Origin of the sequence: Flavobacterium tiangeerense (assembly GCF_007830355.1) — a bacterium.
GTDB lineage: Bacteria > Bacteroidota > Bacteroidia > Flavobacteriales > Flavobacteriaceae > Flavobacterium > Flavobacterium tiangeerense.
Map to the genome: position 1 here is coordinate 223,623 of NZ_VLKO01000008.1, position 21,739 is coordinate 245,361.

General features: G+C 34.6%; 24 protein-coding genes and 3 tRNA genes. 15 read left to right on the forward strand and 12 right to left on the reverse strand.

Translation table 11 applies throughout. From position 1 onward, the window contains the following. The first annotated feature begins 58 nt into the window (after positions 1-58). The 3 genes from IQ05_RS10990 to IQ05_RS11000 all read left to right on the forward strand — a co-directional run bounded on the left by IQ05_RS10990 (position 59) and on the right by IQ05_RS11000 (position 1,449). Positions 59-601, forward strand: a complete 543-nt coding sequence (locus IQ05_RS10990; protein ID WP_144892906.1) for a GlcG/HbpS family heme-binding protein — start codon at positions 59-61, stop codon at positions 599-601. A gap of 20 nt (positions 602-621) precedes the next feature. Then, positions 622-1,029, forward strand: a complete 408-nt coding sequence (uraH, locus tag IQ05_RS10995) for a hydroxyisourate hydrolase (protein WP_144892907.1) — start codon at positions 622-624, stop codon at positions 1,027-1,029. Between the two features lie 135 nt (positions 1,030-1,164). Next, positions 1,165-1,449 (forward strand): rhodanese-like domain-containing protein, encoded by a 285-nt coding sequence (locus IQ05_RS11000; protein ID WP_144892909.1) that lies wholly within the window; start codon positions 1,165-1,167, stop codon positions 1,447-1,449. A 115-nt stretch (positions 1,450-1,564) separates the two neighbouring features. Here IQ05_RS11000 and IQ05_RS11005 read toward each other — a convergent pair whose 3' ends face one another. The 3 genes from IQ05_RS11005 to IQ05_RS11015 all read right to left on the reverse strand — a co-directional run bounded on the left by IQ05_RS11005 (position 1,565) and on the right by IQ05_RS11015 (position 3,856). Further along, on the reverse strand, positions 1,565-2,659 hold the full coding sequence (locus IQ05_RS11005) for an alkene reductase (protein ID WP_144892911.1): 1,095 nt from the start codon (positions 2,657-2,659) through the stop codon (positions 1,565-1,567). 18 nt (positions 2,660-2,677) lie between these two features. Next, positions 2,678-3,184, reverse strand: a complete 507-nt coding sequence (locus IQ05_RS11010; RefSeq protein ID WP_144892913.1) for a hypothetical protein — start codon at positions 3,182-3,184, stop codon at positions 2,678-2,680. Between the two features lie 90 nt (positions 3,185-3,274). Then, a complete protein-coding gene (locus IQ05_RS11015) occupies positions 3,275-3,856 on the reverse strand; it encodes a Crp/Fnr family transcriptional regulator (RefSeq protein ID WP_144892915.1) in 582 nt (193 codons plus the stop codon). Between the two features lie 150 nt (positions 3,857-4,006). Between IQ05_RS11015 and IQ05_RS11020 the strand changes: the two genes are divergently transcribed. Together IQ05_RS11020 and IQ05_RS11025 are read left to right on the forward strand one after the other, a co-directional pair. After that, positions 4,007-4,858, forward strand: coding sequence for a transketolase (locus tag IQ05_RS11020; RefSeq protein ID WP_144892917.1), 852 nt, complete (start codon positions 4,007-4,009; stop codon positions 4,856-4,858). Between the two features lie 75 nt (positions 4,859-4,933). After that, positions 4,934-5,887, forward strand: coding sequence for a transketolase family protein (locus IQ05_RS11025; protein WP_144892918.1), 954 nt, complete (start codon positions 4,934-4,936; stop codon positions 5,885-5,887). A gap of 72 nt (positions 5,888-5,959) precedes the next feature. Here IQ05_RS11025 and IQ05_RS11030 read toward each other — a convergent pair whose 3' ends face one another. Next, the gene (locus tag IQ05_RS11030) at positions 5,960-6,952 is read right to left on the reverse strand and encodes an FKBP-type peptidyl-prolyl cis-trans isomerase (protein WP_144892920.1); all 993 of its coding nucleotides are present in this window, start codon (positions 6,950-6,952) and stop codon (positions 5,960-5,962) included. 78 nt (positions 6,953-7,030) lie between these two features. Here IQ05_RS11030 and IQ05_RS11035 point away from each other — a divergent pair, with 78 nt between their 5' ends. Further along, a complete protein-coding gene (locus IQ05_RS11035; protein WP_144892922.1) occupies positions 7,031-7,423 on the forward strand; it encodes an RNA-binding S4 domain-containing protein in 393 nt (130 codons plus the stop codon). A gap of 175 nt (positions 7,424-7,598) precedes the next feature. Beyond that, positions 7,599-8,099 carry a phosphoribosyltransferase family protein gene (locus tag IQ05_RS11040; RefSeq protein ID WP_144892924.1) on the forward strand — a complete coding sequence of 167 codons (501 nt, stop codon included), beginning with the start codon at positions 7,599-7,601 and terminating at the stop codon, positions 8,097-8,099. Here IQ05_RS11040 and IQ05_RS11045 read toward each other — a convergent pair. Then, positions 8,091-8,609, reverse strand: coding sequence for a shikimate kinase (locus IQ05_RS11045; protein ID WP_144892926.1), 519 nt, complete (start codon positions 8,607-8,609; stop codon positions 8,091-8,093). The two genes, IQ05_RS11040 and IQ05_RS11045, sit on opposite strands and share 9 nt — an antisense overlap. Positions 8,610-8,736: 127 nt before the next feature. Here IQ05_RS11045 and IQ05_RS11050 point away from each other — a divergent pair. The 3 genes from IQ05_RS11050 to IQ05_RS11060 all read left to right on the forward strand — a co-directional run bounded on the left by IQ05_RS11050 (position 8,737) and on the right by IQ05_RS11060 (position 9,046). Beyond that, positions 8,737-8,809: transfer RNA gene (locus IQ05_RS11050), tRNA-Lys, on the forward strand. A 39-nt stretch (positions 8,810-8,848) separates the two neighbouring features. Next, positions 8,849-8,921 (forward strand) — tRNA-Lys (locus IQ05_RS11055). 42 nt (positions 8,922-8,963) lie between these two features. Further along, positions 8,964-9,046 (forward strand) — tRNA-Leu (locus tag IQ05_RS11060). Between the two features lie 262 nt (positions 9,047-9,308). On the opposite strand, the gene IQ05_RS15570 is transcribed toward IQ05_RS11060, so the two are convergent. The 5 genes from IQ05_RS15570 to IQ05_RS11080 form a co-directional block, all read right to left on the reverse strand. Continuing rightward, complete coding sequence (locus IQ05_RS15570; protein WP_262711539.1) at positions 9,309-9,431, reverse strand: hypothetical protein; 123 nt, start codon at positions 9,429-9,431, stop codon at positions 9,309-9,311. Positions 9,432-9,583: 152 nt separating this feature from the next. After that, the gene (locus IQ05_RS11065) at positions 9,584-10,714 is read right to left on the reverse strand and encodes a DUF418 domain-containing protein (protein ID WP_144892928.1); all 1,131 of its coding nucleotides are present in this window, start codon (positions 10,712-10,714) and stop codon (positions 9,584-9,586) included. Between the two features lie 245 nt (positions 10,715-10,959). Beyond that, positions 10,960-11,169 carry a hypothetical protein gene (locus IQ05_RS11070; RefSeq protein WP_144892930.1) on the reverse strand — a complete coding sequence of 70 codons (210 nt, stop codon included), beginning with the start codon at positions 11,167-11,169 and terminating at the stop codon, positions 10,960-10,962. After that, entirely contained in the window at positions 11,166-13,229 is a 2,064-nt protein-coding gene (locus tag IQ05_RS11075; protein ID WP_158634587.1) for a UvrD-helicase domain-containing protein, read from the reverse strand. The genes IQ05_RS11070 and IQ05_RS11075 overlap by 4 nt, the downstream gene beginning before the upstream one ends. Next, positions 13,219-15,006, reverse strand: coding sequence for an ATP-dependent nuclease (locus IQ05_RS11080; RefSeq protein ID WP_144892934.1), 1,788 nt, complete (start codon positions 15,004-15,006; stop codon positions 13,219-13,221). Before IQ05_RS11080 ends, IQ05_RS11075 begins: the two co-directional genes overlap by 11 nt. A gap of 346 nt (positions 15,007-15,352) precedes the next feature. Between IQ05_RS11080 and IQ05_RS15520 the strand changes: the two genes are divergently transcribed. The 5 genes from IQ05_RS15520 to IQ05_RS11100 all read left to right on the forward strand — a co-directional run bounded on the left by IQ05_RS15520 (position 15,353) and on the right by IQ05_RS11100 (position 20,524). Next, positions 15,353-15,508, forward strand: a complete 156-nt coding sequence (locus tag IQ05_RS15520) for a hypothetical protein (RefSeq protein WP_244289562.1) — start codon at positions 15,353-15,355, stop codon at positions 15,506-15,508. 11 nt (positions 15,509-15,519) lie between these two features. After that, positions 15,520-15,780, forward strand: coding sequence for a WCX domain-containing protein (locus IQ05_RS15525; protein ID WP_394345203.1), 261 nt, complete (start codon positions 15,520-15,522; stop codon positions 15,778-15,780). 421 nt (positions 15,781-16,201) lie between these two features. Continuing rightward, a complete protein-coding gene (locus tag IQ05_RS15530) occupies positions 16,202-16,498 on the forward strand; it encodes a hypothetical protein (RefSeq protein WP_244289563.1) in 297 nt (98 codons plus the stop codon). Positions 16,499-16,671: 173 nt separating this feature from the next. After that, complete coding sequence (locus IQ05_RS11095; RefSeq protein WP_144892936.1) at positions 16,672-18,819, forward strand: TonB-dependent receptor family protein; 2,148 nt, start codon at positions 16,672-16,674, stop codon at positions 18,817-18,819. 100 nt (positions 18,820-18,919) lie between these two features. Continuing rightward, entirely contained in the window at positions 18,920-20,524 is a 1,605-nt protein-coding gene (locus tag IQ05_RS11100; protein ID WP_144892938.1) for a PepSY-associated TM helix domain-containing protein, read from the forward strand. 59 nt (positions 20,525-20,583) lie between these two features. Here the strand turns inward: IQ05_RS11100 and IQ05_RS11105 are convergent, their stop codons facing one another. Continuing rightward, on the reverse strand, positions 20,584-21,117 hold the full coding sequence (locus tag IQ05_RS11105; protein ID WP_144892940.1) for a DUF4252 domain-containing protein: 534 nt from the start codon (positions 21,115-21,117) through the stop codon (positions 20,584-20,586). 1 nt (position 21,118) lies between these two features. Next, positions 21,119-21,718: a DUF4252 domain-containing protein gene (locus IQ05_RS11110; protein ID WP_144892942.1), complete on the reverse strand. Its 600-nt coding sequence runs from the start codon at positions 21,716-21,718 to the stop codon at positions 21,119-21,121. Positions 21,719-21,739 lie beyond the last annotated feature (21 nt).

Here is a 21,739-nt window from a genome sequence, read left to right on the forward strand (position 1 = left end):
TTGACATAGGACAATCTTTATAACGCTTCTCATTTTTAATTTTGACAAAAAATTAATTATGAAAACAACCGCTTTTTTATATGCGCTGTTAATCCCAATCTTTGCAACAGCACAAATCAAATCACAAACTAACCATAATATTAACCAACTGCCTTTTCAGCAGGAACAACAGTTCACTAAAACAGTTACACAGTTAACGCTTAAAGCGGCCGTTGCTATTACTGAAAATGCAAGAATAGCAGCTACGGGATTACAAAAGAACGTTACTATTGCCATCCTTGACCATTCTGGACAAATCTTGATGATTACCCGAGGTGAAGAGGTTGGGCCACACAATACCGAAGCCGCAAGACGAAAAGCCTACACGGCATTATCAACTAAAACACCCACATTAATCCTTTCTAGAAACTCGAGAACCAACCCAGATACACAAAATCTAACAACACTTCCTGAACTGTTATTATTGGCAGGCGGCTATCCGCTATGGCACAATGGGCAAGTCATAGGAAGCATAGGAATTGCCGGCGGAGGAAGTCCAGAAAATGACGATTTTATAGCTAAATCAGGGGCTCTACCAAGTGCTCAAATCACTACATATTAATTCACATAAAAATAAAAAAAATGAAAAATTTACTTTTTAGTTTTCTATTTCTAGTTGCAGCAACTACATCTTACGCACAAAATAACACCTATCAACTATCTAGTCACATCTTAGATATTTCAACAGGAAATCCCGCAGTAGGTGTTCCTGTGGTATTAGAAAAATACGATGAACCTACAAAAGTTTGGTCATATGTCACTGATAAAATTACAGATAAAAACGGACGTATTACCGATTTCTTACCGAACAAAGAAAGCAACAACGGAATCTATAAACTTCGTTTTTTAGTTGACGATTATTTTAAAACTAAAAAAACAGCAAGTTTTTATCCTTTTATTGAAGTAGTATTCCAAATCAAAGATGCAAACCATTATCACGTTCCTATCACACTTTCTAGCTTTGGTTATTCCACATATCGTGGCAACTAATTGTAAGAAGCAGGAATTATATCTTTAGTAGTATTTAGAAATTTCAAACGCTACTTTTCTTTCTGCATAAAGTGTTACCCATAAAGCTTTATTTTTGTATCAATAAAATCTAGATTCGAAACAAAAATAATCCCAATGGAAATAGCTCAAATTATAAAAGAAAAAAGAGGAACCCTAATTGATGTGCGCTCTTACGCAGAATTTACTGGAGGTCATGTTGCAGGATCTTTAAATATTCCGCTCCAAGAAATACCACACAGAATGCAGGAAATTCAAGAACTCACAACTCCATTAGTACTATTTTGTGCTTCTGGTAATAGAAGCGGTCAAGCACAGGTATTACTGACTGCGCACGGAATCGAATGTTATAACGGCGGTTCTTGGCTGGATGTAAATTTTTTACAAGCACAAGCTGAGTAATTACTAAGAAGATCATTACCTTCTATAAAATTATACAATGCAAAAGCCCGCTACTTGCGGGCTTTCTTGTACTATATTGAATCGTCTCAATCAAATTTTTGAAGTATAAAAGGACTTAGTCCTTCAAAGCTGGATAATCGGTATATCCTTTTACTGTATCGGTGTAAAATGTACTTTGGTCTGGAGTGTTCAAAGGAGCATCCGTTTCATAACGCGCTACCAAATCAGGATTGGCAATAAAAGGAACACCATAAGCTACCAAATCAGCATCTCCATCTTCAAGCACTTTAATACCTGTTTCCTTATTGAAACCTTTATTAATAATCAAAGTTCCTTTGTAAAAAGGTCTAAAATGCTTCGCTACTTCAGTTACTGCAAAAGGTACTTCAGATACATCTGTAAAAGGCTCCGTTAAATGAATGTACGCTAATCCGTAATCATTCAGTTTGTTAATAATGTATTCGTAGGTTGGAATTGTTTCTTCGTCAAGCATCATTCCTTGGGCATTGTGTAATGAAGGATTCAAACGCACTCCTACTTTTGAGAAATCAATAACTTCTTTCAAAGCATCTAAAATCTCAAATAGGATTCGGGATTTATTTTCAATAGAACCTCCGTATTCATCCGTACGATGGTTGGAATAGCCATTAAAAAACTGTTGCAATAAATACCCGTTAGCAGCATGTAATTCAACGCCATCAAATCCTGCAGCGATAGCATTTTTTGCTCCGTTTTTAAAATCTAAAACTGTTTGTTTGATATCTTCAATTGTCATTTCTTTTGGCACAACCGTATCTACAAAACCATCATTGGTGTACGCTTTCGCGAAAGGATTCAACGCTGACGGAGCGTGAGGCAATTCACCATTATGTAAATCAGGATGCGACAATCGACCCGTATGCCACAATTGTGCAAATATCGTCCCTCCTTTTTCGTGTACGGCTTTTGTAACCAGCTTCCACCCTTCGGTTTGTGCTTCACTGTAAATTCCAGGTACATTGATAAAACCCACTGCTTTTGTACTCACAAAGGTTCCCTCAGATACAATTAAACCTGCGGTTGCTCTTTGTGCATAATATTCTGCCGTAAGTGTTGTAGGAACGTTTCCTTCGTTATTAGAACGGCTTCGGGTCATAGGAGCCATAACCATTCGGTTTTTTAAAGTACTGTTTCCTAAAGTGTAGGGCTGAAATAAAATTGATTTACTCATTTGATTTTTTTATTTAGTTTAATTTTTTTTTGCACTGGCTTTCAATCCAATGCTTGTGAGTAGCTTCAAAACAGTCTGCACGGCTTCCTGATTGTTTCCGCTTATGTCAAAAGAATCGCTTGGATTAGCTTTTGATTCGCAAACATGCACAACTTTCGAAAATGGGAACAAAGCTTGAACTCTCTCATAAGAATAGCTTTCAACATCAGTACTAAAAGCGTTTTCAAAAAAAAGGACCAACTTTCCAGTAGCTACATTTTTGATTTTATTGATACCATTACCATCAATAACCGCATCATTTGAAAGTACAATTACATCAGCCTCCCAACTGGCGTTAGTGGGACAAATCATCATTTCTACATTTGCATTGGGATGTGCTGTCTGAATTTCAGAAAAAACGCTATTCAACACCGCAGCATTATGGTCAAACAGCAAAACAGCATTTGTTTTGGCAATTTGCTTGGCCATAAAAACACTATGGGTTTCTGATACGCCTAATACTGCAACTATTTTTCTTGGTGACATTGTTTTTTTTCTACAGTACAAATTTACGGCAGTATGAAAGCAGTATTCCTTGATGTAGCGCAAGAAATTCTATTGATGTAGATCAATTATTTATTCCTTTTCGCGCAATTGTTTTCGAATTCTACTAAGGGTTTCAGCGGCAAATCCGAGGTACGAAGCCAGCATGTGTTGGGGTACACGTTGTACAATTCCGGGATAGGCTTTACCTAATTTAATATATTTTTCTTCGGCAGTTTCAGTGAGTGTAGAATTGATTCTGGCTTGATTGGCAATGTAGGCGTTTTGCAAAAGTAAGCGTTGGTACCGCTCAAACATGGGGATTTGATTCATCAAGGCTTCTCTGGCCTCCGTGGTTAACAACAGTAGCTCCGAATCCTCAAGGGCTTCAATGGTATATATGGAATGACTGTTGGTGAGAAAACTAGACAAATCTGTAATCCACCACCCTTCGATTGCAAATTGAACCGTATGTTCGTTTCCTTTTTCATCCAAAAAATAAGAACGAAGAATTCCTTTTTCAACAAAAGCATTGTAGATACACACGTCTCCTTCTTGCAACAAAACTTGTTTTTTGCGTAACTTTTTTGGAATAAAAAACGTTTTACACAACTCCATTTCAGCTGGAGTTAGCGTCACTTTTTCTTGAAAGCTCTTAAACAATTGGTCAAACATAGTGGCAAGATAGTAAATACCGAAATAATACTAAAAAAATCTTGTCAATAAAACAGCACTACCCTTCATAACTAATGATAAATCTAAAAATGGAACCTGATATTAATCAAATTATCTGATTATATTTGCCGAGTCTAATTTAACACACAAATGAAACCAAACACACAACAATTAAAGGATTTAACAATCCAAGTTAGAAGAGATATTCTTCGAATGGTACACGCAGTCAACTCAGGACACCCAGGTGGTTCGTTAGGTTGTGCTGAATTTCTTGTCGTATTGTATCAAAATATAATGGATCGCAAAGAAGGTTTTGAAATGGACGGAATAGGTGAAGATCTTTTCTTTCTTTCAAATGGTCATATTTCACCTGTATTGTACAGTGTTTTGGCACGAAGCGGTTATTTTCCAGTTGATGAACTAGCAACTTTCCGTTTGATCAACTCCAGATTGCAAGGTCACCCAACTACACACGACCATCTTCCTGGTGTTCGTATTGCATCTGGTTCTCTTGGACAAGGATTATCTGTAGGGATTGGTGCTGCTCAAGCTAAAAAATTAAATGGAGACAATAAAATCATCTACACACTTCACGGTGATGGTGAATTACAAGAAGGTCAAAACTGGGAAGCCATCATGTACGCGTCTGCCAAAAAAGTGGACAATCTTATCGCAACGATCGATTTAAACGGAAAACAAATTGATGGTTCAACTGACGAAGTTTTAGCTATGGGAAGTATCCGTGCTAAATTTGAAGCTTTTGACTGGGATGTTTTAGAAATCGAAAAAGGAAACGATATCGAAGCTATTATTGCTGGTATGAACGATGCCAAATCAAGAACTGGAAAAGGAAAACCAGTTTGCGTATTGTTGCACACAGAAATGGGTAACGGTGTAGATTTCATGATGTACAGCCATGCATGGCATGGAAAAGCGCCAAATGATACGCAACTAGAAATTGCTTTGGGGCAAAACTATACAGAAGCAGAAAGCGATTATTAAAGAATTATGAGATATTAATTATGAATTTAGGGTTTTGCCTAATCATTCAATTTTTAAATCATTCAATTAAAGAAAATGAAAAAATATACAAACACAGGAAGTAAAGATACGCGCTCAGGTTTTGGAGCGGGAATGACTGAACTAGGTCAAAAAAACGAAAATGTGGTAGCACTTTGTGCCGATTTAATAGGTTCTCTAAAATTTGACGATTTTAAGAAAAACCATCCAGAGCGTTTTTTCCAAATTGGAATTGCGGAAGCGAACATGATCGGTATTGCGGCAGGGTTAACTATAGGAGGAAAAATCCCTTTTACTGGAACTTTTGCTAACTTTTCTACAGGAAGAGTGTACGATCAAATTCGTCAATCGGTAGCGTACTCTGAGAAAAATGTAAAAATTTGTGCCTCACACGCTGGATTAACTTTAGGAGAAGACGGTGCAACACACCAAATCCTTGAAGATATCGGATTAATGAAAATGCTTCCAGGAATGACTGTAATTAACACTTGTGATTACAACCAAACCAAAGCGGCTACTTTAGCTTTAGCAGATCATAACGGACCTGCATATTTGCGTTTTGGCCGTCCAGTTGTGCCTAACTTTATGCCAGCTGACGAACCGTTCGAAATTGGGAAAGCCATTGTTTTAACGGAGGGATCTGATGTTACAATTATAGCTACCGGACATTTAGTTTGGGAAGCTTTACAAGCTGCTGAAACCTTAGAACAACAAGGAATCTCTGCTGAAGTAATCAATATCCACACGATCAAACCATTAGATGAAGAAGCGATTTTGAAATCATTGGCAAAAACCAAATGTATTGTTACCGCTGAAGAGCATAACATTTTAGGTGGTCTTGGCGAAAGCGTTTCAAGAGTGTTGGCCTTAAACAGTCCTGCTCCACAAGAATTTGTTGCGGTAAATGACAGTTTTGGTGAATCAGGAACTCCAGAACAATTAATGGAGAAATACAAACTGAACGACCTTGCTATTGTGGAAGCAGTAGAAAGAGTAATGAAAAGAAAATAATCTTTTCAGTAAATTCAATAAAAAAACCAGACCGCCGCGGCGGTCTGGTTTTTTTTTTATGTCTTTTATTTTCTAGTTACATTTAACTAAATGTCTTTTTATTCTTGCTGGATTGGTTGTATTACCATCACAGCTTGGTATGTCTGCAAATGGAATTAGCTTTCCATTAACTGTAATTTCAGTTCGTGTGCTTATTCCATCAGCATCGTCATCTGTGTCTTGAAAATTAGGTATACCATCCTTATCCGTATCATCTGCATAACGAATAGCATCTGCAGGTGGCGTTGGATACGTTGTAGTATTGCTATAATTAGTCATATATCTATTACCATCTAAATCCTCAAGATAATCAGCAATCCCGTCGTTATCAGAATCTATTCTATTAATTTCATACAATTTGATACTAAACACTAACGGGGCATAAGCAGGAATACTATTTTGTCCTTGTGCATAGTAACCTAAACCTGAAGGAATAAAAAGAATTCCAGCTCCAAAATCACTGTATGAAACAGTACCGTCAGGATTTGACGTATAAGTTCCAGTTTTAAACTCTGGAAACGACTGTCCCCAACCCGCAATTGTCGATGATAAGTTAAAGAAAGTTTGTGGATTATTTGATTCCTCAAAGAAAGTCGCCCCAAGTGTATTTACCTCAGCTACTTTAGTTCGAGATAAATATTCTCCTCTGTAGGCAGTTAAAACACCATCAGTATTGGTAGGTGAAACCCCAGTTCCTGCTCTTAAAACAACATAATACAACTTATAAGTTACACCATTTCTAAGTACGTCTCTGCTTAGTAATTTTGGGAAAGTGGAACTGTTCAAATAAGACCAAATAGATGGCTGATTGCCTCCAGTAGGAATTTTTGAGATTTTGGTAACCACATCAGGGTTTGTATCCTCTATATAATATGTTTTTAAATACTCTTCAATATCCGCAATATCAGTAGCATACTGAACCGCATATTCTCTTGGCGGGGTAATAGGGGCAACTTCGTCTTTGGAACAAGAAAATAAAGACACAGTTGTAATTAATAGAAAAAAATAATACTTAAATTTGTTCATTATTGCTAATTTTTAAGTGCGCAAGATACAATATTGATTGATTTTTGTAAACTATTTAACTCCGATTTTAGAAATTTTATGAGAATAGATAAATATTTATGGTGTGTCCGGTATTATAAAACCAGAAACATGGTTACCGAAGCCTGTAAAAAGAATCACGTAACCGTTAACGGACAAGTAGCCAAACCCTCAAAGGAAGTTTTCCCTACTGATAAAATCACCTTTAGAAAAGATCAAATCACGCAAATTATTACGGTGCTTGACGTGCCCGAAAACCGCGTAGGTGCAAAATTAGTAGACATGTACCGCCGAAACGATACACCCGCCGAAGTTTACCAACATCTTGAACTTTTGAAATTATCAAAAGAGCATTACCGAAAAAACGGAACCGGAAGACCAACTAAAAAAGACCGCCGTGATATTGATGAATTTGGTAATGAAATAATCACCGATGATGAAGAGGGAGAATAGTAGTAAGTAATACAATAAAACATTAGTTAACTTCTGTAAAGCTAATAACCGACCGTAAAATTTGAATGCAGAATAAGTGACAAATAAAATCAGATAAAATATCAAATAACATTTGCCAGCCTTGGCTCCCTCCCTTTCGGGGAGGGCTGGGGAGGGGAAAACAAATTTTCAAATAATGAGCAAAAACATCATCTTGAACAATCAGGAAATTGAACATAAAATAAAACGAATTGCCTATCAAATCTACGAAACCTTTGTAGATGAACAAGAAATTGTCATTGCTGGAATTGCAAGCAACGGTTTTACTTTTGCCAAAAAAATAGCAGCAGTACTAGAAACTATATCGCCATTAACGGTTACGCTTTGCGAGGTACAAATTAACAAACAACATCCGCAGTCCCCTATTCATACCTCGATAACCCAAGAACAGTACACCAATAAAGGTTTAGTACTTGTTGATGATGTATTAAATTCAGGTACTACTTTAATATATGCTGTCAAACACTTTATAGATGTACCACTGAAAAAATTTAAAACAGCAGTCTTGGTGGATCGAAATCACAAAAAGTACCCTGTAAAAGCCGATTTCAAAGGTATTTCACTATCTACTTCACTTTTTGAGCATGTACAAGTTGTGTTTGACGAAAACGGAGACAATTACGCTTACTTAAGCTAACAAAGCAATAATATCAGCAACCGTTTGTTCGATAGATTTTTCATCAACCACTACCTTATATTGAGCTTGATTGTAATAAAAGCTTCTATCGAACAAATGTTTTGCCATAAACTCTCTCATATCCTCTTCGTTTTTACTCGCAATAAGCGGTCTTTTGCTTTTATTTTGATGTAATCTTTGAAATAAAGTCTCGATCGAAGCTTTTAAATAGATCGAAAAAACGTTTTCCCCTTTAAAAAATTCATGATTATTGGCATAACAAGGCGTTCCTCCGCCCAAACCGATGATCATTTCCTCTGTTGATTGCATCAAATCGGCAAAAACTTCGTGTTCTATTTTGCGAAAATATATTTCCCCATGCTTTTCAAAAATAGCATTTATAGATAAATTGAGTTTTTTTTCGATCATTTCGTCCAAATCTACGAAAGGGACTTGAATACTTTTGGACAATATATTTGCAATAGTGGACTTCCCGCAGCCCATATAACCTAATAATATGATTTTTTTCATCTTAATAAAACCTTACAAATTAAGGGGTTGAGTTTTTTTCTTTAAAAAAGACAAATTTATAATAAAAATGCTTGCAATTATCCGAAATTAGTTCTTATATTTGCACCCGCATTCAAGGAAAGAATATGACTCGATAGCTCAGTTGGTAGAGCACATCACTTTTAATGATGGGGTCCTGGGTTCGAGCCCCAGTCGGGTCACAATTTTAGTGATCAACACATAATTTTCTTGAAAGCATTGACTCGATAGCTCAGTTGGTAGAGCACATCACTTTTAATGATGGGGTCCTGGGTTCGAGCCCCAGTCGGGTCACAAAAGGTCGAGTAATTTATTACTTGGCCTTTTATTTTTTTAGGCCACGTGGAGAAACGGTAGACTTGCCATCTTGAGGGGGTGGTGCTCGAAAGGGCGTGTGGGTTCAAATCCCACCGTGGTCACAAATAAAGTCTAATTACAAGAGTATATCCCATTTTTAGATACTACGCAATTGTAAGTAACTTTTTTAAACTAAAAAGGCGATCCGTTAAGGTTCGCCTTTTTAGTTTAATCTATTTTTACACAACTTTCGTTTTGCTTCCTAAAAAACTCGAACACTATCAAAAAACATCCATACTGATTTACTACGGCAAAACAATCTGATCGTGCTAGTAGCGGCGGTTTTTTGATGCCTCATGATGCAAATGCGCTACTGTTTTATAATTATTGATACAATTCTTCTCGAATGCGTATCAAAGCCTGAGTAGCCTTTCGTTCATCTAGACGTTCAGGTAAAGCTGATGTTGTATATGATTTTTCAATAGAAGCTAGTAAACCATCAGCCATTTCTAGTAAGTCATCGTATTCTATGTTTGTGGCTTTTATATCTGCATAGAGGTTGGTATACCTAACCCAAATGACCTACTCCCCGAAATAACTTTGCAAAGGATGCCGTTTTGAGATTGTAAGTCTTGAATGGTCATAGAATAGTTTGCAATTTATTTCATAAAAACATCATTTTTTGTATCACTTAATTGTCTCCAAAGCCATTCTAAAGGTCCGTAAACATGATTTTTTAACCACCAATAGCTAAATCCGATTTGAAGTACATAAATAGTGATAGCAAACAAAAAGTAAAAATAGAAAGGCATATGATGAAACAAGCCTAAACCAACTCCTTGAAATACGAAAAAAGCAATTAAATTTTGGGTTATGTAATTCGTAAAAGTCATTCTGCCAACCCATGAAAATGCTTTAAATGTTTTTTTAAATTTTTGATTTGTATAAAGCAATATGATTAACAAACTCGTAGAAAGCATGGTTGTTAAAACAATCCAGTAATGAAATGAGAAATACTTTAAATAAGGTAATTTATACATCTTAGAAAATATAAAAATTCCCCATAAAACGATTGTGATACTTACAACTAAAAATAAGGATTTTTTTATTTGACTTTTCCTTTCAAATACAGTTTCCAAGAACTTACTCTTTTGTATCGCCAATCCCAATATCATACACGTAAACATGATATAATGCGCTGTTACAGAATAGGCCAAATTAAGAACTTCAGTATAAATTGAATTCAAAATATTGTATTTAAAAACCTCTAGCAATTGGGTGCTATATCTTAAAGGTGCAATACCAGTAGTCAGCGTTGTAACATATGCCGTATCAACCGTATTTATGTATGCTGCTAGAAACGGCGCAAATAAAAACAATACACCAGCCATGTACAATAATGTTTTAGCAGAGAAATGAATAAAAAACAACATCAGTAAGCCTAAAAAAGCATAATCCCGTAAAATATCACCATCATAAAACAAACTGTTTACAAAAGCGAATACAAATAAAACCAGCATGCGGCGTACCAGAAAAAAATAAGTTTGTTGCTGCTTTTTAGCATAAATAACTCCAAAACCAAAACCAAAAAGAGTAAAAAGTAAAGTCCATCCTTTAGCTGAAAAAAGTATGGATTCTACTCCATTTATTACTGTTGCTACAATTCCCTCTCCATGTATTGTCCACTCTGGGCTGTAAGCATAATATAAATAATTTGAAATAACTACTATTAAAAGTGCCCAACCTCTAAGCATATCAATAATTTCGACTCTTTGTTCTTTTTGCATCATTGTTTTAAATTCTATGTAACTTTTTAATTTATAAATTGTCTTTAGTTTCACCACCTACTTCCTATAATTTTTTGTAAAACTCATTTAGCGGCAACTAATGCAAGCCTTTTATATTGATGTTAGAGCTTGCTGTGTTTAGCCCAAAAGATTTACCTCTTGAAATTACCTCAACCAAGATAAGATGTAGGTGTGTGAGGTTTTGAATGGGTATTAAATTTTATAAAGTGTTATTAAGAAATTAATTTCTAAATATCTACAATAATTTTTCTTAATTCATCAATTGAAGTAATATTACTCCAATTTTTTTTATAATTCTCACATGTAATGTCAACTGTACCATCTAACGATAAAGTTACCATTGTTTTAATTTCTCTATTTATGAAATCAATATTATTAGTAATTAGTTTTTGTTTAAATACAAATCCTAAATCTTCTATTTGCTCCTTTGTTATCATAATTTTATTTTTTTTGCTAAATCATCATTAATTATCCAATCAGCACTTTTATATTCATCTAAATCATCTTTCACATTTTCTTCTAAAACAGCAAAACACAACAAATGTGTTGGACGGGAAAAACCAACATACATCATTTTTAATGCTTCTATACCTGTTGGAGTTTCACAACTTTGTTTTTGTTTATATAATGGGATTGTTTTTAATTGCTGTTTCTTAATTGATTTATTTAAACTAGCCTCTTTTAACTTTAAAGTTTCATAAATAGGCTTTTTATATGCCGTTTCAACATACATTGTTGCACAATGTGTTTGACCTTTTACAGAATGAACAGTAGCTATTTCAATACCTAAATCATCTTCAACAATTTTTTTATTCTTGATTTTCTTTTCATCAACATATTCAAAAATAAAATGTTGTGTTTTAGGATTAAGTTTTATTTCAAACCAATCTTTAAATTCATTCTCGATGAAATCTTTAACCGCGTTGAATGTTTTCATGTGATTTTTTTTTGAAACTAAATCAAAACACCAACCAAATAATTTATCTTTAAAGTTCTCATAAGCTTCAATATCTGAATGGTTTTTAATGTATTCAATTAAATCGCTTTTAGTAAAAAACCGTTCAATACTTTTATTCCTGATTTTCTTTTCTACTTTCTTTTCTTCAAATCTCAATATTGAGATCAAAGCGTTCAATATTGATTTTCGAACTGATTCTAAAGTTTCTTTTTCGTGATTAAAAAGTTGAAGATATTTACTTAATGAATCAAAATCTTCTTTTCTTGTTTTACTTAATTTGTTATAACCAAAAATAGTATGAAGACATAAATTACCATCACCTTCGTTTGTTCTTTCACCTGTCCAACCTATAATTTTAAATCCCTTTTTCTTTGCTTCAATATTATGAAGATTATAATTTTTTATTATTTCTTCAAATTTACTTTTTAATTGTTCTTTGGTTTCTTTAGTAAATAAAACTAAATGAGGATGAATTTCTTTTTCATCTTTTAAAAGTTTCCTCTTACCAATGACTTTAAAGTTATCTTCTTCATTTTTATATGTAAAACAGTTTATTAATTCTGCATTTTTAGGACTTAAACGTTTAGAGCCATTTAAGTATTTAATATTTCTTGGTTTCCAATCACACTCATCTTTAACCTTATTGTAAATTGACTGATTCGGATCTCCAATTCTTTGAACTATTGTTTGTGATTCTTCATTAAAAAAAATATTATCAATGATATCAATTTGATATTCTTCCAAATCTTGCATTTCATCAATAAATACATATTTAAAACGATGCTGAAGTTGTTCTTTTATACGCGGGAAATTTTGCAAATACCACTTTGATAAATTAAAGGAATCTTTATAGGTAAGAATTCCTTTTTTTAAAAGTCCTTCTTTCCATTGTTCAATCTCTAAATAATATCTTTGACTAGCTCCGTTGTATGTGTATATCGTTTTTCCGTTGTAAATAATTTTTCTATTAATTATGTCAAACTCAAAAAAGCGTAAAAATTCTTTAATATTTTCACAGCCTATTTTAAAATCAATATCCTTACCTATGTTTACAACTCCATATAGTTTATTTACTAAGTTTTTAGGTTCTGTTTTTTTCCATTTTAAAGAAAAATAATAATCTAAAGCTTCCTTTTTAAATATATCATCATCATTTTTAGCTATATAAGAACCATATTTTATAAAATTTGCAGGATTGGCTAAAAACTTATTTACAAAACTTTGTATTGTTCCTATAAAGTTTGGATACTCAAATAAATTAGGGCAATGTTTTTTTAGTTCTCTCTCAATTTCATCAACTGTTGAATTAGTATGAGCTAAAACCAAAACACCTGAACCATCTTTAAATGGAAGTTGTTTAGATAAACAATAAAGTTTTGCCATTAATGCTGTTGTTTTTCCACTACCTGGAACTGCTAACAAATCACAAGTTTCAAGATTTTTAATAAATGGAATTCTCTCTGTTTTATCAAATTCATTTCCGTTTATAAAAATCTTTTCAGCTTCATTTATATGGGTATTATTTATTTCAATCTTCATTGCAAGCATATTTTATAGCTTTTACAATGTATTCCAATTTCTTGTCTTTCTCTATATTCTCTTTCGTGATTAACAAATCATTTTCAATTTTTTCAGCTAAAATAGAAGCAACCTCTACTTTATCAATTGGACTATGTCCTTTGTCTTTTCTTAATTTCGATATAAACTTGTTTTCTTCAAACTTTCCTCCTTTAAATTCTTCAGTACCTGAATGAATGTCAGAAACAGATTTTTTAAAAATTTCCGAAAGTGTTTCTGATTTGTATAAACACCATTCTAAAGTCCAATCACTTGTATAAGATAGAAGTACATTGGTATTATTGAAACTCTTTTCTAATTCATCTAATTTATTTTCTTTTTCTTCTTTTTTAACTTTGCAAAATGAATTATCTTTAGCTTCCGGTCTATTATCTAAATCTGTTATTATTGCAACAGGAATATTTAATTTTTCAATGGGATTTTGTCTTAAAAATATTTTTGCGAATTTTAAATAAGCTGTAGAACCAACATTGACAATTGATATTTCTTTTTCTGTTAAGTCATAACCTAGTCTTTTAGCAATAATGGGTAAAATAATTTCTTCAGACCAGCCTTCAACTAAAATAACACCTTTTGCAAAAAACAAATTTGCTTTTGTAACATCTAGAAATCGTTCTAAAAACTTATAATCGTATTTATCTAATTTAGTGTATTTATCTTTGTTACTTCTTTCGTTTTCTTCATTAGGCACTTCTCCTAAAGGCAACGCCAAGTTGTTATTACAAAGTATTAAATTATGAAGTTTAACTTTTGATGCTAAATTTGGACTATGCGTAGATAATATGAACTGAACCTCCGTTTCTTTTTGGAGTGCTTCAATAATTTTCATTTGTGCTTGTGGATGCAAATGTGCTTCTAATTCTTCAATCATACACAATTTTAACCCATCCCAATTATCTTTCTTTAAATGTAACAATTCAGCAGCCATATACAATCGATTCATTGTGCCTAAGCCAAGGTTTTGTTGATCTAATACTCCAAGTGAAACTTTTTCTAAAATACTTTTAATATCGCTATCTCCTAGAGATATAGTTGATATTTTATCCTTATCTGTAAATGAAACTAAAAAATCATCTATAATTTTTTTTAGTTTTTCATTTCCTGCAGTTTTAAACCAATCTTCAATCTGAACATTCAATTTTTTAAATTGGGCTTCAAAAGGATGATCAATTGTTTTTGATTTCTTTTTAAAGAATTCGTGTTCTTTGAGAATTTGAGATAATCTTGAATTCTTTTTTGCTGTTAAATCATTATCAGCATCTCTTAGTGCTTTTAAATATGTTGTTTTCAAATATTCTCTAGCTTCAGCATTTAATGGATAACCTGTGTCATCCATCCCTGCTTTAACATCTGTTACTTGAATTCTATCCTGCTTTATTTCAACTTGATATATCAACCTTAAAATTGGTGTCGCCTCTTTTCCAATACCTTCCCATCCCAACCATTCAATGAAATTTTTAGCTTCATTTGGTTTTAAATCTCTAAATTCAAGTTCAATTCTTAATTTATCAGAACCTCGATAAAAATCAGATTCTTCAACTTTAATCCATTCGTAAGCGTGTGTTTTCAAAACTAATTTAATAGCATCAAGAATTGCTGTTTTACCAGAATCATTTTCCCCAATTAAAACGTTTAATCCTTTATTGAATGGAACAATTAAATCAGGTTCATTCAAATCAAATGGCTTTTCTGAACCATATTTTCTAAAATTCCAAAGTTTTAATTCTGATAGATACATAAATTATTTATTTATTTCATTCCTAGAAACCCTACCGAACTCCTTCGCCATCCACTTCCCACTCCCCAAACCACTCACATTCTATAGAGTATCAAGAATACTTCTCTCCTATTTTATTTTCCATAAGGTATTTCTCAAAAATAATAAAAACAAATTACAAAAACAGCGTATAAATACCTGTTTTTGTAATTAAAATAACCCAAACTGTTTTCTCAATTTAAACTACAAAGTCTTATGATTGTTAAGGAAAGAAATGGTATTTCATTTTCATGGATTTATATTGAAATAATTCAACAACAGATGGTTCTTGATAGGAAGATGAAAGAAAAACCAGCCCATAACTAATGTGGCACTAGATAGAATCATTGCTATTGATTATGATTTTAACATGCCTCATTTAGAGGAGAATTTTAATGGGGACAGGTATTACAAAAATGTTGTGGGAGAGACTGTGAATACGGGTTTGCGCCCCATAGATTTGAACTCTGGATTGACGTCATAAATGCTCCTTATGTGCTTACTAAACCCTTGCATAATTCACAACGGTTGATCAAACAAAATGAAGATGGGAGCATTATTATTCACTTATTTGTGATTCCAAATTATGAACTAGCACGTATTTTTCTAGGTTTTGGCAATGGTCTTGAGATGACACGACCTGAATATTTCCGCAATCAAATTAAAAGTGTTATTCAAAAGTCTCTGGAGCGTTATGCCCAAAATACTCTTCAATGTCTCTCTCAATTAAAATATATAAAGTACAATAAGGGATAGCAACAACGCGCATTTTACAGATAATATAAATGCTCCTAAGTAAAAGTAAAAACCTTCATTTTTTTTTTGAACGGGTTTGCAACTGAATAAAGTACTCATGGTTTTAATTTATTATTTGTTTTTTCTAAGGCACAATATTACGTGTATTAAAAGGCTTACACAATACCCACTTTTAGTGATATTTAAAAAAATGTTTTTTGAAATTACTAGTATTACATCTTGACTTGATTACATGTTAAAGTTCTGAAACAACATCTTGATGCACCAAGAAAATATTAACGTTTAAGCCTTCATTATTTTGTCTTTATGCGTTACTTTTGCAGTAGTAAAAAACAGAGTGAAAAAAGTTTGCATCATACTATTATCTTGTATTGTTCTAATGCCATCCTTGGGTAACTTTCTCACGTACGTGAACTTTAAATTGAATCAAGTTGAAATTGCCAAAACCATTTGTGTGCAACGCAAAATGGTTTTTAATAGTTGTAACGGACGTTGCGAACTGCAAAAAAGTTTAAAACGCTACACTGATAATGAGAAACGCATGCAAAATAATCTGAAAGAAAAAACAGATTTAGTTTATGTTCGCGAATTGATCTCCAATGAATATGCACTTGTGGAGCCTATGCTTCCAATTGTAAAAATCAGTACCACCGAAGCAAAAAAAACAGCTTCCTTTTCGACCTTCACTTTTCGCCCTCCCGCTTATTTCATTTCATAAGGACAGCCCTATTTTTTAGCATTTGCTACAAACAACTCTGAACTATTGGTTCTGGGTCACTGTGCAGTTGTACTATTAGCTCCTTACCATATTGCAACCTATTTACTAAGTATTAGCCTAGTATTCAGGTTTGTATTTCACTGAAATAAGATCCTTTTTACCATTCAAAAAAAATGAAAAATATACTTTTTGTAATGCTCTTGGCATTACAAGTTGGATTTGCGCAACAAAAAATCCAAATAGATACTGCTGCGGTCGAAAACCTAAACGAAGTCGTAATTACCGCCAACCGTGGCAAAGCCAAACGAAGTGAAGTGCCAGTGGCAATTTCTAAACTATCTACAAAACTCATTCAAGAAACCAAAGCGACTTCTGCTTTCGAAATTGTAAATAAAACGCCTGGCGTCATGATGATGAATCTTGGCAACGAGCAACACGGAATGTCCATCAGGCAACCTATGGGTTTGAGTCCGTATTATTTGTATTTAGAAGACGGCTTGCCCATTCGACCACTCGGGGTTTTTAACCACAATGCTTTGCTTGAAATGAATCCGTTTAATTTACAAAATCTAGAAGTAATCAAAGGCCCCGCTTCATCGCTTTACGGTCCAGAAGCTGTGGGAGGAACAGTAAATTTTATTACTGTAAAACCAAGCCGCGACCCCGAGTTTAAAGTAGGGATTCAAGCAGATCAATACGGCTACCGCAACCTTCAAGCCTTCGGCAGCGCTACCGTAGGTAAATTTTCGTTTGCCATTGCGGGCGCAAGCACTGACCAAACTAACAGTTGGCTCACCTTTTCTGATTACAACAAGAACAATTTGAACGCTAAATTCCAATACAATTTTACCAATAGTCTCCGCTTGATTAGTAGTACTTTTTATGGGCAATATTACTCGGACATGACGGGCAGCGTAAACGAACAAGACTTTAATAATCGTTCGTACAAAAGCACAACCGATTTTACGTACCGAAAATCAGAGGCTTTACGCAGCCGTCTAACACTTGAAAAAGAGTGGAATGAGAACAGTCAAACGGTTGTAACAGTTTACCACCGAGACAATAAAGTAGGACAAAACCCAAGCTACGGCATTCGATGGAATCCTACACCGTCAGCAACCAACGATCCTACCAAAGCAACTGGCGAAATCAATTCGAACGATTTTAAGAGTTACGGAATCGTAGCACAGCACACGCAAGGATTTTCGTTTTTAAACTCTAAACTAATCGCTGGAACTACCTACGATAGGTCACCAAATGATTATTTTTCGCACCAAATTAAACTACAAGCCAACCGAAATCCAGATGGAAAGACGGTAAACAAGTATCAAATTTTAGAAGTTCGACCAGACTTACGCATTTCAAATTACAATGCTACCATTTACAACAATTCCGGCTATGTGCAATACAACTTTCAGCCCCTTTCAAAAGTAACGGTAACCACAGGGGCGCGCTACGACTACATCAAAATTGATTACATTAATAACATCAATGCTACTTCGGGAGCCAAAACCTACGATCAGTTGACTTTTAAAGCGGGCATCAATTACAATCCACTTACTAACGTTGGGTTTTATGCCAATTATTCTCAAGGATTCTCTCCACCTTCGGTGACAACTTTATTCCGTCCAAAACCTGGAGTTACGCTTGTACAATTTTACACGGATCTGGATGCAGCGCATTTTTCAAACTACGAAATTGGTGGTTATAACAGTTTGCTAAAAAACAAATTGACACTAGATTTTGCCGTGTATCTACTTGATGGTCACAACGAATTATTGAGCATTCGCCAACCAGATAATTCAACCGATACCCAATCAGCTGGAAAAACAAGCCATAGAGGAATTGAACTTGGACTACAATACAATCCGTCCTCACAGCTTGCATTTCGCCTTGGCGGAACCTATGCGCGCCACGAATTTATCGACTTTACCGTTTCCAGACGAAGCACCGATGCGGTTCAAAAACTCGACGGCTTTGACATGCCGAGCGCACCGAGATGGATTGCTAATTCTGAGCTCAATTACTACCCTAAATGGTTCCCTAACTTCCGTGCAGCGCTAGAATGCCAGTACGTATCAAGCTGGTTTCAAAACCAAATCAACACTGTTTCCTACGCTGGTTACTCCCTCTTTAATACTCGATTAGGCTACCGCTACAAACAAGTTGAATTTTTTACCAATATCATGAACTTGACCGATAAATTGTATGCTACCAATGTTTCTCGAGGCAATGCCACAATCGATCAGGCTACGTATACCGCTGCCGCACCTCGCATTTTCATGATGGGATTGCAGTACAACTTATCGTTAAAAAAATAATTATCAGGAGCTTATCCGGCTATACGCTTTATCTTTTTTGAGGCCAAAAAAAGGCCTCAAAAAAGGATATCGCTCCTATCCGGGCTAAAAAAAACACAAAATGAAAAAAGAAAATCAAAAGACATCTACACGAAAAAAAGATTCCAAATGGATCAAAAAAATCAAGCAGCACGTCTACGCGTGGCACCGAACTTTGGCCATAATAACCATTGTTCCCGTTATCTTTTGGACACTTTCAGGCATCATGCATCCGTTTATGGCGCATTTTTTCAAACCCGAAATCGCCAATCAAGAACTACAACAAACTGCCATCAATCAGAGCCAATTGCCATTGACGTTAAAAGAGGTCTTACAAAAAAACCAACTCAAAACGTTCAAAAACTTTCGCCTTGTAAGCTTGAACGATAAAACCTATTATCAAGTAAAAACCGAATCAGGAGCCCTACTCTATTTTGACGCAACCACGGCTCAAAAACTTGAAAACGGTGATCAAAAATACGCCGAAGTATTGGCGCGTTACTTTTTACAAGACAGCACAAGCCGCATTTCAAACAGCAAAATTCTCACTGAATTTACAACGCAATACAAGTACGTAAACCGCTACTTGCCCGTGTACCAACTGAGTTTTGATCGTGACGATGAAATGCATGTTTACGTAGAAACCGCCTCAAGCAAACTAGCTACTTTGAACCCGAAATCGCGTCAAATTTTTATTTGGTTCTTCGATACCTTTCACAATTGGTCCTTTATTGATGCGATTTCTAATAACAGTTTGCGCATCATAATCATGATTTTGCTTTTGTCTGTCATCTCCTTTTCAGCAATAAGCGGACTCTTGATTTATGGCCTTTTCTGGAAACAATTCAAAAAAAGTGATGCGCTTGCCCCCAAAAAAGGTATCCGCCGTTACCACCGACAAATCGGTATTTGGATTTCATTATTTACCTTAACCTTTGCTTTTAGCGGTGCATACCATGTCACTACCAAATGGGATCCGTACACACTCTCGCAAATGGTGTACGAACCTAGCTTTAAAACCGAAGCACTAACAACTGCACATACTGATTTAAAATTAGATTGGAATCGGTTTGAAAATGCCAGTATAGTTGCTTTTCAAGACAGTTTGTACTACCGTTGCCAACTGCTTCCCAAGCAAGTAACAAAGACCAACACAGCCATCAGCGCACCTGAATCAAAATGGGCAAAGAAAGACAAACAACCACTAGAAATAGTTTACATCAACGCACAAACCAATCAAATCACACCTAATCTAGATGTAAAATATGCTGAATTTTTAGCGCATTATTTTACAGATGGTGCACCAAAAGCCGCTTGTTGCGAAATGATTCCTGAAACTGATGAACCTGAAACTTCTTTACAAAACGCAAAGTTGGTTGAAACTAAAATTATTACTGAGTTTGAAAGTCGGGAATATGGCTTTGTAAATAAGCGCCTTCCTGTGGTGAAACTTGCTTATAACACGCCTGAAAATACTAATTATTTTATAGAAACAGCCACCTCAAGATTAGCCGCTAAAGTAGAAAACGCAGACAAAAGAGAAGGTTATTCCTTTGCTATTCTGCACAAATTTTTGTTTTTAGATTGGGCAGGCAAAAATGTGCGTGATGCTTCAATGGTTTTGGCCGCACTGGCAATTTTAATAGTGAGTGCTTTAGGATTAATTTTGTTCCTGAAGAAAAAATAGAAGCCAAAAAAAAGCGTCATCAACAAGAGTTCATGACGCCTTTTTTTTTAAACTTATAACTACTTCATCAATTGTTGTAAAGGTTTTAATTGAGCCATATCAATATTTGATTGTTGTAACACACTTATCATGTTCATAACAGCCGTAGGATTCATGTCATCACCGGTCACACGCACAACGGCAAAACCATTTTCATTTTTATTGGCAAAAAAAATAAACTCTTCAATATGCTCATCAGTACCCACAAAACTTACTGAAGCTCCTTCTTTACCTGAGCCAAATTTCATCAATTGCTGGTACTTTTTGTCCTTTAAAATTAGATTTACTTTTGCGCGTTCCGCTTCAAATTCGGCTTTATTAGTCGCATTAGCATTAAAAGCTAAGATGTTCATTTTATCAAAAGATTGTAAGGCCTCGGTTTGCGCCAAAGTAAGTTTAGCCTTGTCTACATTTAATATTTCAGGAGAAACATCTAAGGCAATAAAATTTTTATCTTCAGAATGTTCAACAAAATATTTTTGCAAAGACGGCTCGTTGTTGCAACTTACCAAAAATAACGCCAGTAGTGCGGGAATTCCGTATCGTAGTTTCATCTTACTTTTTACCTTTACTTGCTTTTTTCAAATCGTCGCCACCTGGAATACGCATTTTTTCGGTCAACACTGAAATTTCATTCAAATCAAAGTCCCCAGTCAATGACATTAAAACAGTATCTTCATTTTTTGCTCCTTCAATAAACATCAACAACTCATGTATCTGTGTATCTCCAGCACCTGATTTTACAAGGATTTTTACATTTCTACCATTATCATTTACTCGCATTAACTCTTCTAAACCCGCTGTTTTAATGTACTTATCAGCTGCTAGTTTCATTTCGCCTTCTACGCGAGTACTCTTGGTTGTGAAAACCCTCAAGTTGTCTAATTTTTTAATTAAAGCTAAGTATTGCTGCATTTCTTTATCGGATGCATCCATCTTTACTTTGCTCATTAAGTCAAACATTTTTTTGTTGACAATAAATGACTTGACCTCTACTTGACCGTCAAATTTGTCAAATGCTGTTTGTGCAAAAAGTGAATTTGTGGCCAAAAAAAGCGCCAGTGTTACCACAATTTTTGTAAATGTCTTTTGAATAGTGCTAAAAGCTTTTGTGTTCGTTGTGCTCAATGGCACCTTTTGATTGATTGATTTCATGATATAAATGGTAATTAATGA